This window comes from Goekera deserti (assembly GCF_010685995.1).
Lineage (GTDB): Bacteria > Actinomycetota > Actinomycetes > Mycobacteriales > Geodermatophilaceae > Goekera > Goekera deserti.
Window position 1 is genome coordinate 25,253 of the sequence record NZ_JAAGWK010000005.1, and the last position, 13,860, is coordinate 39,112.

Annotated in this window: 13 protein-coding genes; 5 read left to right on the plus strand and 8 right to left on the minus strand. The window is 74.3% G+C overall.

What is annotated here, in order from left to right; genetic code table 11:
• Nucleotides 1–32: 32 nt before the first annotated feature.
• Nucleotides 33–698: a response regulator gene (locus G1H19_RS01575; protein ID WP_162393227.1), complete on the minus strand. Its 666-nt coding sequence runs from the start codon at nt 696–698 to the stop codon at nt 33–35.
• Nucleotides 695–1,864, minus strand: coding sequence for an ATP-binding protein (locus G1H19_RS01580; RefSeq protein WP_235928194.1), 1,170 nt, complete (start codon nt 1,862–1,864; stop codon nt 695–697). The genes G1H19_RS01575 and G1H19_RS01580 overlap by 4 nt, the downstream gene beginning before the upstream one ends.
• Before the next feature lie 132 nt (nt 1,865–1,996).
• Between G1H19_RS01580 and G1H19_RS01585 the strand changes: the two genes are divergently transcribed.
• On the plus strand, nt 1,997–2,482 hold the full coding sequence (locus G1H19_RS01585) for a GtrA family protein (protein WP_152731689.1): 486 nt from the start codon (nt 1,997–1,999) through the stop codon (nt 2,480–2,482).
• A gap of 62 nt (nt 2,483–2,544) precedes the next feature.
• Nucleotides 2,545–3,327, plus strand: coding sequence for a PspC domain-containing protein (locus tag G1H19_RS01590; RefSeq protein WP_152731688.1), 783 nt, complete (start codon nt 2,545–2,547; stop codon nt 3,325–3,327).
• A gap of 60 nt (nt 3,328–3,387) precedes the next feature.
• Here G1H19_RS01590 and guaA read toward each other — a convergent pair whose 3' ends face one another.
• From guaA to guaB, 3 genes are all read right to left on the minus strand, one after another.
• Nucleotides 3,388–4,950, minus strand: a complete 1,563-nt coding sequence (gene guaA / locus G1H19_RS01595) for a glutamine-hydrolyzing GMP synthase (RefSeq protein WP_152731687.1) — start codon at nt 4,948–4,950, stop codon at nt 3,388–3,390.
• Nucleotides 4,951–4,952: 2 nt separating this feature from the next.
• On the minus strand, nt 4,953–6,095 hold the full coding sequence (locus G1H19_RS01600) for a GuaB3 family IMP dehydrogenase-related protein (RefSeq protein ID WP_152731686.1): 1,143 nt from the start codon (nt 6,093–6,095) through the stop codon (nt 4,953–4,955).
• 75 nt (nt 6,096–6,170) lie between these two features.
• A complete protein-coding gene (gene guaB, locus G1H19_RS01605; protein WP_152731685.1) occupies nt 6,171–7,676 on the minus strand; it encodes an IMP dehydrogenase in 1,506 nt (501 codons plus the stop codon).
• Nucleotides 7,677–7,793: 117 nt separating this feature from the next.
• On the opposite strand from guaB, the gene G1H19_RS01610 reads away from it, so the two are divergent.
• Nucleotides 7,794–8,198, plus strand: coding sequence for a DUF5319 family protein (locus tag G1H19_RS01610; protein WP_152731684.1), 405 nt, complete (start codon nt 7,794–7,796; stop codon nt 8,196–8,198).
• A gap of 175 nt (nt 8,199–8,373) precedes the next feature.
• Here G1H19_RS01610 and G1H19_RS01615 read toward each other — a convergent pair whose 3' ends face one another.
• Nucleotides 8,374–9,111 carry a response regulator transcription factor gene (locus G1H19_RS01615; protein WP_152731683.1) on the minus strand — a complete coding sequence of 246 codons (738 nt, stop codon included), beginning with the start codon at nt 9,109–9,111 and terminating at the stop codon, nt 8,374–8,376.
• Between the two features lie 484 nt (nt 9,112–9,595).
• On the opposite strand from G1H19_RS01615, the gene G1H19_RS01620 reads away from it, so the two are divergent.
• Nucleotides 9,596–9,895 carry a WhiB family transcriptional regulator gene (locus G1H19_RS01620; RefSeq protein WP_152731682.1) on the plus strand — a complete coding sequence of 100 codons (300 nt, stop codon included), beginning with the start codon at nt 9,596–9,598 and terminating at the stop codon, nt 9,893–9,895.
• 256 nt (nt 9,896–10,151) lie between these two features.
• Here the strand turns inward: G1H19_RS01620 and groL are convergent, their stop codons facing one another.
• Entirely contained in the window at nt 10,152–11,795 is a 1,644-nt protein-coding gene (gene groL, locus G1H19_RS01625; protein ID WP_152731681.1) for a chaperonin GroEL, read from the minus strand.
• A 269-nt stretch (nt 11,796–12,064) separates the two neighbouring features.
• Entirely contained in the window at nt 12,065–12,373 is a 309-nt protein-coding gene (gene groES / locus G1H19_RS01630; RefSeq protein ID WP_162393226.1) for a co-chaperone GroES, read from the minus strand.
• 201 nt (nt 12,374–12,574) lie between these two features.
• On the opposite strand from groES, the gene G1H19_RS01635 reads away from it, so the two are divergent.
• Complete coding sequence (locus tag G1H19_RS01635) at nt 12,575–13,846, plus strand: class I SAM-dependent methyltransferase (protein ID WP_162393225.1); 1,272 nt, start codon at nt 12,575–12,577, stop codon at nt 13,844–13,846.
• The last annotated feature ends 14 nt before the right edge of the window (nt 13,847–13,860 follow it).

Below are 13,860 nucleotides of genomic sequence, written 5' to 3' on the forward strand. Positions count from 1 at the left end.
TCTCGCGGCTCGGCGATCGGAGGACCGTGAGGTCACAGCAGGCGGTTGGTCGCCGCCCAGCGGGTGAGCTCGTTGCGGTTGGACAGCTGCAGCTTCCGCAGCACGTTCGAGGCGTGCGACTCGACGGTCTTGATCGAGATGAACAGCCGCTGGCCGATCTCCCGGTAGGTGTAGCCGCGGGCCAGCAGCTGCATCACCTCGCGCTCGCGGGCCGACAGCAGGTCCAGCCCCGGGTCGGTCTCCGGGTCGGCCGGCACCGGTGGGGCGGGTGCCGCGGCCGCGGAGAACGCGTCGAGCACGAAGCCGGCCAGCCGGGGGCTGAACACGGCGTCGCCGTCGGCCACCCGGCGCACCGCGTCGAGCAGCTCGGGCCCGGAGATCGACTTGGTCACGTAGCCGCGCGCACCGGCCCGGATGACGGCGATGACGTCCTCCGCCGCGTCGGACACCGACAGCGCCAGCCACCGGGTGTCCGGCAGCTCCGCGCGGACGGTCTCCAGCACGACCCGGCCACCACCGCCGGGCAGGTGCACGTCGAGCAGGACGACGTCCGGTGCGCTGGCGCGGATGCCGGCCACCGCGGCGTCGGTGTCGGCGGCCTCCCCCACGACCTCCACGTGGTCGCCGAGCTCGGCGCGGACACCGGCCCGGACCATGGCGTGGTCGTCGACCAGGTAGACCCGGGTGCGCCCGCTCACCCGGCACCCCGCGGCAGGCACAGCTCGACCTCGGTGCCCTCGTGCGGGGCCGAGCGCACCAGCGCGGTGCCGCCGTGCCGGTGCAGCCGGCCCACGACGGAGTCCCGCAGGCCCCGCCGGTCCGCCGGGACGGCACCGGGGTCGAAGCCGGTGCCCCGGTCGCGGACGAACACCGACACCTGGTCGACGCCGACCTCGCTGTACAGCGCCACCGACGTCGCCCCGGAGTGCTTCGCCGCGTTGACGACGGCCTCCCGGGTGGCCTGGCCCAGCGCGGTGACCGCGTCGTCCAGCGGGGTGTCACCGACGACCACGGACTCCACGGTGACCAGGTGGTCGGCCTCGACCTCGGCGACCAGCGCGCTCACCGTCGCCGCCCACGTGCCGCCGGCGGCGACGGCCGGCTCGTACAGCCAGGCCCGCAGCTCGCGTTCCTGGCTGCGGGCCAGCCGGCCGACCTGCTGCGGCTCGTGCGCGTGGCGCTGGATGAGCGAGAGCGTCTGCAGCACCGAGTCGTGCAGGTGCGCGGCGAGCGCGGCCCGCTCCTCGGAGCGGATCCGGGCCGAGCGCTCGGCCGCGCGCTGCACCAGCAGCCGGCGCCACAGCGGTGCGGTGGCCAGCACGATGCCGACCAGGATCACCAGGGTCGCGGCGAAGCCATTGCGCGCGTTGGCCAGCTGACCGGTGGTGCTCAGCAGCGCGAACACCCCGAGGACGCCGAGCAGGGTGCCGCCGGCCAGCGCCCACCGCTCGGTGGCCCGGTCCAGTGCCCGGTCGGTGTCCAGCTGGCGCCAGATGACCACCAGGCCGGTGCCGAGCAGCAGCAGCGGCACCGCGAGGCCGGAGCCGCCCCAGCCGAGCGAGCTGGTGAACGACACCAGCGCGGCGTAGCCGAGCAGCGCCAGACCCAGGGTCTGCAGCCGGCCGGGCTCCGGGGCGCGCACCTGGTCGTCCTGCTCGGCGGTCGCCACCGGCATGAGGAACCAGAGCAGCGCGTAGGCCACGAACCCGACGAAGAACGACGTCAGCACCACGAACGCCACCCGGACGACGACAGGCTTCAGCCGCAGGTGGGCCGCCGTCCCGGCCGCGACACCGGACAGCAGCCGCCCGTGCGCCGGGCGCACCAGTGGCGGCCGCGGCGGCGCGGCCAGCAGGGTCGTCACCGGTCGATCGTCGCACCCGCCGGGTCGCCCGCACCACGGGTGATCACCCTGATCCGGAGGCCCCGGCCGGTTCAGGGCACGGCCAGGGTCTCCCCCGATGTGCCGCCCAGCGGCGCGCAGCAGCCTGGTCCCATGACCAGCGCCGTACTGCATGACCCCCGCCCGGTGGCCGGCCCGCCCGCCCCCGCCCCGGCCGCGGGCCGGCTGCGCGGTCTGCGCGAGGGCGAGGACGCCCGCAGCCAGTTCGTGCGCTTCGTGCTCGCCGGCGGGTCGGCCAACGTCGTCTACGCCGCCCTGTTCCTGGCGCTGGGCAGCGCGGGCACCCAGCTGGCCAACCTCGTCGCCGTCGTCGCCTCCACCGCGCTGGCCAACGAGCTGCACCGGCGGCTCACCTTCCACGCCGCCGACCGGGTGGGCTGGGCCGCCGCGCAATGGGCCGGCGGTGGCGTGGCGGCCGCGGGCCTGCTCGCCAGCAGCGTCACGCTCGCCCTGCTCGAGGGCGTCACCGACGGCTCGGGCCAGCTCCTGCAGCTCGCCGTCGTCGCGCTCGTCAGCGCCGCGATCGGCCTCGCCCGCTTCGTGACCCTGCGCTGGGTGCTCACCCGGCGCACCGCCTGATCAGGGTCGGTTCAGGGGCTTCCCCGATACCGCGGCGCCGGCCCCGGCGGCAGGCTGGGGACATGACCGCAGCACCTCCGCCTCCCCCCGCCCCGCCGGTGCCCCCGACCACCGAGCCACCCACCGACGTCCTCCCGCCCGCCCCCGGCCCCGCTCCCCGGCCCGGTCGCCCGCCGTTGCGGCGCAGCCGGCAGGACAAGGTCATCGGCGGCGTCTGCGGCGGGCTCGCCGAGCACACCGGCATCGACGCCCTGCTCTGGCGGGTCGGTGCCATCGCGCTGACCTTCGCCGGCGGCGCCGGCCTGCTCGTCTACCTGCTGCTGTGGGTGCTCATGCCCCGGGCCGGCAGCACCGCCGACAGCAGCCGCCGCAGCCGGCGGATCCTGCGCATCGGCATCGCCGTCCTGGCCGTCCTGGCCGTGGTGGGCATCGTGCTCGGCGCGGTGTTCGGCGATCGCTGGGGCCGCGACGGCCGCGGCGGCCCCGGCTTCGGCTTCGGCGACCGCGACGTGCAGCCCCGCTCCGCCGGTGCCGTCGCCGATGTCTACGAGAGCGGCAGCCGTGACCTGGACGTCGACCTCTCCCGGATCGACGTCTCCGACCTGGACGAGCCGATCGAGACCCGCATCGAGTCCGGTGCCGGCGACGTCGAGGTGCGGGTGCCCGAGGCGGCCGACGTGCAGGTCCGGGTGGACGAGGGCGCCGGCGACGTGGACGTCTTCGACGCCGACGGCGACCCCGGCCTCTACCCCGGCAGCGGCTCGGCGTCCTGGACCGACGACGGGCAGCCCGAGTTCGTGATCACGCTCGACAGCGGCGCCGGCGACATCGAGCTCACCAGGTGACCTGGCCTCGTCGCAGGGGCCCGCGACGAGCGTGCGAGTCGTGGGGGGCGACGAGGTCCTTCATTCCCACTCGATCGTGCCGGGGGGCTTGCTCGTCACGTCGAGGACGACCCGGTTGACCTCGGCCACCTCGTTGGTGATCCGGGTGGAGATCCGGGCCAGCACGTCGTAGGGCAGCCGCGTCCAGTCCGCGGTCATCGCGTCCTCGCTGGACACCGGGCGCAGCACCACCGGGTGGCCGTAGGTGCGGCCGTCGCCCTGCACCCCCACCGACCGGACGTCGGCCAGCAGCACCACCGGGCACTGCCAGATCTCGGTGTCCAGCCCGGCCGCCGACAGCTCCTCGCGGGCGATGGCATCGGCCTGGCGCAGCACGTCCAGCCGTTCCCGGGTCACCTCGCCGACGATCCGGATGCCCAGGCCGGGGCCCGGGAACGGCTGGCGCTGCACCAGCGTGTCGGGCAGGCCCAGCTGGCGGCCGACCTCCCGCACCTCGTCCTTGAACAGCGTGCGCAGCGGCTCGACGAGGGTGAACGTGAGGTCCTCGGGCAGTCCGCCCACGTTGTGGTGGCTCTTGATGTTCGCCGTCCCGGTGCCGCCGCCGGACTCCACGACGTCGGGGTAGAGCGTGCCCTGCACCAGGAAGTCGACGGTCTCACCGTGCTCCTCGGCCTCGGCGACGACGTCGAGGGCGGCCTGCTCGAACACCCGGATGAACTCCCGGCCGATGATCTTGCGCTTCTGCTCGGGGTCGCTCACCCCGGCCAGCGCGCCGAGGAACTGCTCGCCGGCGTCGACGACCCGCAGGTCCGCGCCGGTGACGGCGACGAAGTCCCGCTCGATCTGCTCGGTCTCGCCCTCGCGCATCAGCCCGTGGTCGACGTACACGCAGGTGAGCCGGTCACCGATGGCCTGCTGCACGAGCGCGGCCGCCACCGCGGAGTCGACGCCGCCGGACAGCCCGCAGATCGCCCGCCGGTCACCGATCTGGGCCCGGACGGCCGCGACCTGCTCCTCCACGACGTTGGCCATCGTCCAGGAGCGCTCCAGGCCGGCGATGTCGAACAGGAAGTGCTCGAGCACCGTCTGGCCGTGCGCGGTGTGCCGCACCTCGGGGTGGAACTGCACCCCGGCCAGCCGGCGGTCCACGTCCTCGAAGGCCGCCACCGGGGCGCCGGTGGACGTCGCGGTGACGGTGAACCCGGGCGGGGCAGCGCTCACCGCGTCGCCGTGGCTCATCCACACCGACTGCTCGGCCGGCAGCGCACCGAACAGCGAGCCGGGGGTGGTGACGGTCAGCGGGGTGCCGCCGTACTCCCGGTCGCCGGTGCGGGCCACGGTGCCGCCGAGGCTGGCGGCCATCGCCTGGAAGCCGTAGCAGATGCCGAAGGCCGGCACGCCGGCCTCGAACACCGCCGGGTCGACCTGCGGCGCGCCCTCGGCGTACACGCTGGACGGCCCACCGGACAGCACGATCGCCGCCGGCTTGCGGGCCAGCAGCTCCGCCACGGGGGTGTCGGAGCCGACGAGCTCGGAGTAGACGCCGGCCTCCCGGATGCGCCGGGCGATGAGCTGGGCGTACTGCGCGCCGAAGTCGACGACGAGGACCGTCGGGAAGTCCATGGTCACCAGCCCACGACCAGGTCGACCCGCTGGAACTCCTTCAGGTCCCGGTAGCCGGTCTTGGCCATCGTGCGCTTGAGCGCACCGAAGAGGTTGGTGCGGCCGTCGGCGGCCTCGGCCGGGCCGAGCAGCACCCGCTCCATCGAGCCGCGCGCCGGGCTGGGCCCGGAGACGGTGCCGCGGGGCAGCCGGGGGTGCGAGGCCACCGAGTCCCACCAGGTGCCCTGCCCGGGTGCCTCCGCGGCCAGCCGCAACGGCTCACCCAGCTGCACCGCGTCGGCACCGCAGGCCAGTGCCCGGGCGATCGCCCCGCTGGTCTCGATCCGGCCGTTGGCGATGACGTGCACGTAGCGGCCGCCGGTCTCGTCCAGGTAGTCCCGGCGGGCGGCGGCGGCGTCGGCGATCGCGCTGGCCAGCGGCAGCCGCACGCCCATGACGGCGTCCGCGGTGGAGGAGCTGTCCGCGCCGATGCCGACGATGACGCCGGCTGCGCCGGTGCGCATCAGGTGCAGCGCCGTCTGGTAGTCGGCCGCGCCACCCACGATCACCGGGACGTCGAGGTCGGCGATGAACTCCTTGAGGTTCAGCGCGTCGTCGCCCTGGCTGGTGACGTGCTCGGCGGAGACGATCGTGCCCTGGATGACCAGCAGGTCGACCCCGGCGTTGAGCACCGCGGGCGCCAGCTGCTGGGTGTGCTGCGGTGAGATGCGGGCCGCGGTGGTCACCCCGGCGTCGTGCAGGTCCTTGACCCGGGCGGCGACCAGGTCGGGCTTGACCGGCTCGGCGTAGAGCCGTTGCAGCAGTGCCGTGGTCTCCAGCATGGCGCCGCTGTCGGCCGCGGCGGCCTCGACCACCTGCCGGTAGACGTCGGTCGGGTCGTCGTAGCGGGTCCAGAGGCCCTCGGCGTTCAGCACGCCCAGGCCGCCGGCCGCACCCACGGCCGCCGCCGTCGCCGGGCTCATCACGGCGTCCGACGGCGAGGCCACCAGCGGGATGTCGAAGCGGAAGGCGTCGATCTGCCAGGCGGTGGAGACGTCGTCGACGTCCCGGGTGCGCCGGGACGGGACGATCGAGACCTCGTCCAGGTCGTAGGCGCGGCGGGCGAACCGCCCCCGCCCGATCTCCTCGTGGTCGCGCACTGCCATCAGTTGTCACCGGCCCGGTCGTCGGTCGTGGTCAGGGAGGTCACGGTGCTCGGACGTCGGGGGCCCGCGCCGCGGTCAGCGGGCACGGTAGTTGGGTGCCTCGACGGTCATCTGGATGTCGTGCGGGTGGCTCTCGGTCAGCCCGGCGGAGGTGATCCGGGTCAGTCGGCCGTCGGCCTGGAGATCGGCGACGGTGGCCGCCCCCGCGAAGCCCATCGCGGCCTGCAGGCCGCCCACCAACTGGTGGGCGACCGACGACAGCGCGCCACGGTAGGGCACCTGCCCCTCGATGCCCTGCGGCACCAGGCTGTCGTCGGACAGGGCATCGTCGGCGAAGTACCGGTCTCGGCTGTAGGACTGGCTGCCACGCTTCTGCATCGCCCCGAGGGACCCCATGCCCCGATAGGACTTGAACTGCTTGCCGTTCATGAAGACCAGGTCACCCGGGGCCTCCTCGACCCCGGCGAACAGGCTGCCGAGCATCACGGTGTCCGCCCCGGCGACGAGCGCCTTGGCGATGTCCCCCGAGTACTGGAGACCGCCGTCTGCGATGACGGGGACACCCGCCGGCCGGCAGGCCAGCGAGGCCTCGTAGACCGCGGTGACCTGCGGGACCCCGACGCCGGCGACGACCCGGGTGGTGCAGATGGACCCCGGGCCGACGCCGACCTTCACCCCGTCAGCACCGGCATCGACGAGGGCCTGGGCCCCGGCGCGGGTGGCGATGTTCCCGCCTACGACCTGCACGGAGAACGACGCCTTGACCCGCGCGACCATGTCCAGCACAGCGCGCTGGTGCCCGTGCGCCGTGTCCACCATGAGCACGTCGACGCCCGCGTCCACCAGCAGGCCGGCCCGCTTGTAGGCGTCCTCGCCGACGCCCAGGGCCGCCCCGACGGCGAGTCGGTTGTCGGCGTCCTTGGTGCTGTTCGGGTACTGGTCGCGCTTGACGAAGTCCTTCACGGTGATCAGCCCGCGCAACCGACCCGCCTCGTCGACCAACGGGAGCTTCTCGATCTTGTGCTGGCGGAGCAGCCCCAGGGCAGTCTCGCCGTCGACCCCGACGGGCGCGGTCACCAGCGGGAGGGGGGTCATGACGTCGCGCACGAGTCGGTTCTGGTCGGTCTCGAAGCGCATGTCGCGATTGGTGACCATGCCCACCAGGACACCGTCGGCGTCGACGACCGGAGCGCCCGAGATGCGGTAGCGCCCGGACAGTGCGTCGACCTCGGCCAGGGTGTTGTCCGGCGAGCACGTCACCGGGTTGGTGATCATCCCCGACTCCGAGCGCTTCACCAGGTCGACCTGGCCGGCCTGCTCCTCTGCAGACAGGTTGCGGTGCAACACGCCGAGCCCGCCGACCCGCGCCATCGCGATCGCCATGCGTGCCTCGGTCACCGTGTCCATCGCCGCGGACACGAGTGGGATGGCCAGCCGGATGTCACGGGTCAGCAGGCTGCTGGTGTCCACGTCGCCCGGCACGACGTCCGACGCGCCCGGGATCAGCAGGACGTCGTCGTAGGTCAGGCCCAGCGGGGCGAACTTGGCGGGGAGCTCGGGAGTGCGCTCGTCGGGCTGCATGGGTGGCCGCCACCCTCTCGACAGGTCGGTGGTGGCGCCCGGCGGGGCGCGCGAGAACCACCCCCGATCGTAGGCGGCGCTCCCACGCCCGCCTCCAGCCCACTACCGTGGGCCCACATGAGCACGTGGGACGAGACCCCGGGTCCGGACTTCGGACCCGACTACGAGTCGGGTGACCGTCCGCCGCCGTTGAGCATCGACGAGCGGGCGGGCGTGCTCGACGACCTCGCCGAGCTGGAGGTCTTCCGCACCCTCCTGGAGCCCACCGGGGTCAAGGGCATCGTGGTCGACTGCCCCGACTGCGACGAGGAGCACCACGTCGACTGGGCGCTCATGCAGGCCAACCTGCGGCAGCTGCTCGACGAGGGCCAGACCGGCCGGCACGAGCCGCCCTTCGACCCCGACCCCGACGACTACGTCAGCTGGGACTACGCCAGTGGGTACGCCGACGGAGTTTCCGCCGCCGCCGAGCGCGACGAGCCCTCGGGCCCGGCCAGCTCCGGCCGCCACGCCCTCGACTGAGCCGTGCCCGCCGGGGACTGGCAGGACCTGACCGGCGACGACCCGACGCCGGACACGGCCCGCATCGTGCACCGCAGCCGTCCTCCACGATGAACGCACAGACCCCGCCGTGAGCGCCGGGGCGGGGTCCTGGCGTTCATCGGGACGCTGTCGGAGCGCGCAGCGCGACCAGGCGCTACGTCATGATGCCGCGGCGGAAGCCGGTGGCCACCGCCTCGGCGCGGTCCTTGGCGCCCAGCTTGCGGAAGAGCCGGCGGGCGTGGGTCTTGATGGTGTCCTCGGAGAGGTAGAGCTCCCGGCCGATCTGGGCGTTGCTCTTGCCCTGGCTCATGCCGGTGAGCACCTGCATCTCGCGGGCCGACAGGGCCGCGGCGGTCATCTCGCGCACGGTGGAGCGCACCGTCGCCGGGCTGCCGCCGTTGAGCGGGCTGGCGCCGGTCCAGCCCGGACCGGACGCGCCGACCCCGGCCAGCGGCCCGGTGTGCTGCGGGCGCACGGGCTCGGCCCGCAGCCCCACCCGGGACAGCCCCAGGCCCATCTCCAGGGGCGTGGCGTCCCAGCGGAGGTACCCGCGGGCACCGAAGGCGACGGCGGCACCGACGGTCTCGGCGTCGTCCGGGGCGCCCAGGACGAGCACGGGCAGCGTCGGGTGCGAGCGGAGCACCTGGGTGGCCACCGCCAGACCGCTGTCCATGGCGCGCTGCGTGCCGACGAGCAGCACGTCGGGCTGGCGCGCGGTGAGTCGCTGCAGGAGGGACGCGGCGTCGCCGACGACCTCCACCCGGCTCACGAACGACAGGGCGACCAGTCGTGCGGCGACGTCGTCCCGCACGCGTCGGCGCTCGTCGAACACCCACACCGACGTGCCGGTGCCGCCCGGGCCGCCGTTCGTCCGGGTCCTGTCCTCGATCATCGATGCTCCTTGTCCCCCACCGGGCCGCGTGAGCGGACCGGGGACTACGGCGGTGCGAGTGGCACTCGCCCGGGGGCCGCCCGACGCACGTGGCACGTCGGCCGGGCCCGCTCGGCACCGCGGTCGCGGGCCGGACGGGGAGGTCCCCACCCGGTCGTCGGCAGTGCGGCGCGCCTGCTTGACCCGGGACGCCGAGGTGGTGCCCGGGTGTCACCCGCGCGGGGGAGGAGGTGACGGTCTGCTGGTCGGGGAGCCCTACCGACCCTCGTCCGTGGTCCGACGGCACCCGTGCGACGACGGGCCCGTGGCCCACCGGACACCCGTCCGGTGGTCCACGTCACCCGGGCGTGGCGGTGCGTATCGCACACCTCGGCCGATCCTGCAGGAGAAACAAACCGCGATCTTGTTTAGCGCGCACCGGGCACGGGCACCGCCCCCTTGCAGCCGGGCAGTCCCCCCGGCCTACTGAGCCGAGGAGATCGACATGGCTGACATCCGCCGACTGCCCAACCCCGTCGCCGAGGTCTGGGACTGGCAGCTGCACGGTTCCTGCCGCGGTGAGAGCACCTCGCTGTTCTTCCACCCCGACGGTGAGCGCGGTCCCGCCCGAGCCCGCCGGCAGAACGCAGCCAAGGCGGTGTGCGGCCGCTGCCCGGTCGTCGAGGCCTGCCTCAAGCACGCCCTGAGCGTGCGCGAGCCCTACGGCGTGTGGGGCGGCATGAGCGAGGAGGAGCGGGCCCGGCTGATCGCCGCGGAGCCCGCCGCGATCGCCGCCGGCGTCTGAGCGACCCGCCTGCCGACCACGGGTGGGACGGGCCCGCCCCGGGACGACGGGGCCGGGCGCGGCCCGCGGCGGCAGGCCGCCGGCACCACCGCAGCGCGCGGACGACGTCCGCCCGCTGACGACGAGAGGCCGGTCCCCACGCGGGGACCGGCCTCTCGTCGTCCTACTGCCTCACGGATGGGGCCCGCTGCCGGGCCGGCCCCCTGCCGGGCCCCCGCACGTTCGTGCGTGGCAGGGCCCGGCAGGGGGCGTTGCCTCAGTGGCTGTGCCCGTGCCCGCCGCCGTGGCCGTGGGTGTGGTGACCCCCACCGGCGTGCTCGTGCTCGTCGGCCGGCTTGTCGACGACCGCGGAGTCGGTGGTCAGGATCATCGCCGCGATGGAGGCGGCGTGACCGAGTGCTGCCTTGGTGACCTTCACCGGGTCGATCACACCCTGCGCGACGAGGTCGCCGAACTCACCGGTCGCGGCGTTGAAGCCCTGACCGGCGCCCAGCTCCCGCACCGTGCCGACGACGACCTGGCCCTCGAAGCCCGCGTTGGTGGCGATGAGCGCCAGCGGGGCGTCCAGGGCCTTGCGGACGGCGCGGGCACCGGTGAGCTCGTCCCCGGTGAGCTCCAGCGCGTCGACGGCGGCCGCGGCGTGCACGAGCGCGGAGCCGCCACCGGCGACCACGCCCTCCTCGACCGCGGCGCGGGTGGCGGCGATGGCGTCCTCGATGCGGTGCTTGCGCTCCTTCATCTCGACCTCGGTCGCGGCACCCACCCGGATGACGCCGATGCCGCCGGCGAGCTTGGCCAGCCGCTCGGTCAGCTTCTCGCGGTCCCAGTCGGAGTCGGTGTCCTCGATCTCCCGGCGGATCTGGGCGACCCGGTCGGCGATGGCCTCACTGGTGCCGCCGCCGTCGACGATCGTGGTGTCGTCCTTGGTGACGGTGACCCGGCGGACGGTGCCGAGCACCTCCAGGCCCACGGTGTCCAGGGACAGGCCGACGTCGCCGCTGACGACCTGGCCGCCGGTGACCACGGCGAGGTCGGTCATGAACGCGGTGCGGCGGTCACCGAAGAACGGCGACTTGACCGCCACGACCTTCAGCGTCTTGCGGATGCTGTTGACGACCAGCGTCGACAGCGCCTCGCCCTCGACGTCCTCGGCCACGATCAGCAGCGGCTGACCGCCGGTGGCGAGCACCTTCTCCAGCAGCGGCAGCAGGTCGGCCAGGGCGCTGACCTTGCCGCTGACCAGCAGCACGAGGGCGTCCTCGAGGACGGCCTCCATGGACTCGGAGTCGGTGACGAAGTACGGCGACAGGTAGCCCTTGTCGAACTGCAGGCCCTCGGTGACGTCGAGGTCGGTGTGCAGCGTGTTGGACTCCTCGACGGTGATCACACCGTCCTTGCCGACCCGCTCCATCGCCTCGCCGATCAGGGCCCCGACCTCGGCGTCCTGCGCAGAGATGGTGGCGACCTCGGCGATCGCGCGACGCTCGTCGACCGGGATGGCGACGGCGTCGAGCGCGGCCTGCACGGCGGCGACGGCGGTGTTGATGCCGCGGCCCAGCGCCGTGGGGTTGGCACCGGCGGCGACGTTGCGCAGGCCCTCGTGCACCAGGGCCTGGGCGAGCACCGTGGCGGTGGTGGTGCCGTCACCGGCGACGTCGTTGGTCTTGGTGGCGACGTTCTTGGCCAGCTGGGCGCCGAGGTTCTCGAACGGGTCGTCGAGCTCGATCTCGCGGGCGATGGTGACACCGTCGTTGGTGATCGTGGGGGCGCCGAACTTCTTGTCGATCACGACGTTGCGGCCGCGCGGGCCGAGCGTCACCTTCACGGCGTCGGCGAGCTTGTCGACACCGCGCTCGAGGGCCCGGCGGGCGTCCTCGTTGAACTTGATGCTCTTTGCCATGGGGTTCCTCTACGAGGTCAGGGGTGCGTCACGACGAACGCCCCGGGAGACCCGGAGTACGGGCCGCCCGGGGCGTTCGGTGGTGCGGGGATCGGGACCGGCCTCCACTCGGGAGGCTGGCACCGGCCCCTCTGCAGGGTCCCGCCGCGCGCGGAGCGTGCGGTGGGGGGCAGAAGGGGTCCGGACCAGCCTCCACGCGGAAGGCTGGAACCGGCCCCTCTGCAGGGTCCCGCCGCGCGCGGAGCGTGCGGTGGGGGGCAGAGGGGTCCTTACTTCTCGACGACGGCGAGCAGGTCGCGCGCGGAGAGGACGAGGTAGTCCTCACCGGCGTACTTGACCTCGGTGCCGCCGTACTTGGAGTAGATGACCACGTCGCCGACGGAGACGTCGAGCGGGACGCGGTTGCCGTTGTCGTCGACGCGGCCGGGGCCCACGGCGATGACCGTGCCCTCCTGCGGCTTCTCCTTGGCGGTGTCCGGGATGACCAGGCCGGAGGCGGTGGTCGTCTCGGCCTCGTTCGCCTGGACCACGACGCGGTCTTCCAGCGGCTTGATGTTGACCTTGGTAGCGGTCGTCACGTCGGTGACGCCCCCTTCATGTCGATGAGCTGGGATGGATCTCTGGGCAGTGCTGACGCGGTGGCACGAGGTGCGGACCTGCCGTCGCGGGGGTCAGGCGCCGTCTGCGTGTCGGTTGGCACTCTACCCATGCGAGTGCCAGCTGCTCAACCGGGTCGGTCGGGGGTCCCGTAGCGTCACCCGCGTGAGCGAGCCGGGCCCGTGAGCGACGACGCCGACCCGGCCCAGGCAGCGGAGACCGTCCGCCAGCTGCGGGCCCTGGCCACCCCCGCCGGCGCAGCCGCGCTGGCCAGGGCGTCGCAGCTGCTCACCGACCGGACCGACGTCGTCGCCGCCCTCTCCCGGCTGCGGGCCGAGGTGGGCGCGGAGCTGGCCGGGCCGGCCTGGGGCATCGCCCGGGTGCGGGCCCGGGCGCGGCCGGTGTTCGGCGACGACGCCGACCGGCTGCTGTGGACCACCGGCACCCTGGAGCAGGCCGGGCGCCCGCAGCTGGCCGACCGTCGGGCGGCGCGACTGCTGGCCGGCGGTGCCCGGTCGGTGGCCGACCTGGGCTGCGCCTCGGGCACCGACACCGTGGCCCTGGCCCGGGCCGGTGCCCGGGTGCTGGCCGTGGACCGCGACCCGGTGGCCCGCGAGCTGACCCGGGCGAACGTCACCGCGCTCGGGCTCGGCGACGTCGAGGTGCGCGACGCCGACGTGGTGGACCTGGTCGCGGACGCCGCCGACGGCCGGGTGGCCGGCTGCGACGCGGCGGTGCTGGACCCCGCGCGGCGCTCCGGTGGGCGCCGCGTGCTGGACCCGGACCGCTGGTCACCGCCCTGGTCGACGGTCACCGCCCTGCTGGACCGGGTGCCGGCGTGCGTGGTGAAGGTGGCGCCGGGCCTGGACCACGAGCGGGTGCCGGACGGCGTGGAGGCGGAGTGGGTGTCGGTCGGTGGCTCGATCGTGGAGGCGCTGCTGTGGGGCCGCGGCCTGTCCTCGACCTGGCGCCGGGCAACCCTGGTGCGCGGCGCCGGCGACGAGGTGCTGGAGCTGGTGGCCGACACCGACCCGGGGCGGGCCCCGACGGCGCCGGTCCGGGCCTGGCTGCACGAGCCGGACCCGGCGGTCATCCGCTCCGGGCTGGTGGCCACCGTGGCCGACACCCTGGGGGCGACGCTGGTCGACCCGCAGATCGCCTACCTGACCTCGGACGCGGCATCGGACTCCCCGTGGGTCAGCTCCTACCCGGTGCTCGACGTGCTGCCCTTCTCGGTCAAGCGGCTCACCGCACTGCTGCGCGCCCGGGACGTCGGCCGGGTGATGGTCAAGAAGCGCGGCTCCCCCGTCGAGCCCGAGACCCTGGCGCGCCGGCTGCGCGGACCGGGCAGCGGGCGGGCGGTCGTCGTCGTGACCAGGGTGATGGACGCCCCGACCGCCATCGTCTGCGGGCCCGCCGCTCCCCTGGCCGGCCCCGGCCGGGCAACGGTGTGATCATCTCGTGCTTG

Coding starts and splice junctions, on each gene's coding strand:
- G1H19_RS01610 (WP_152731684.1), top strand. CDS start 7,794: ATGAGCACGTGGGACGAGACCCCGGGTCCGGACTTCGGACCCGACTAC.
- G1H19_RS01620 (WP_152731682.1), top strand. CDS start 9,596: ATGGCTGACATCCGCCGACTGCCCAACCCCGTCGCCGAGGTCTGGGAC.
- groL (WP_152731681.1), bottom strand. CDS start 11,795: ATGGCAAAGAGCATCAAGTTCAACGAGGACGCCCGCCGGGCCCTCGAG.
- G1H19_RS01615 (WP_152731683.1), bottom strand. CDS start 9,111: ATGATCGAGGACAGGACCCGGACGAACGGCGGCCCGGGCGGCACCGGC.
- G1H19_RS01600 (WP_152731686.1), bottom strand. CDS start 6,095: ATGGCAGTGCGCGACCACGAGGAGATCGGGCGGGGGCGGTTCGCCCGC.
- guaB (WP_152731685.1), bottom strand. CDS start 7,676: ATGCAGCCCGACGAGCGCACTCCCGAGCTCCCCGCCAAGTTCGCCCCG.
- G1H19_RS01585 (WP_152731689.1), top strand. CDS start 1,997: ATGACCAGCGCCGTACTGCATGACCCCCGCCCGGTGGCCGGCCCGCCC.
- G1H19_RS01590 (WP_152731688.1), top strand. CDS start 2,545: ATGACCGCAGCACCTCCGCCTCCCCCCGCCCCGCCGGTGCCCCCGACC.
- guaA (WP_152731687.1), bottom strand. CDS start 4,950: ATGGACTTCCCGACGGTCCTCGTCGTCGACTTCGGCGCGCAGTACGCC.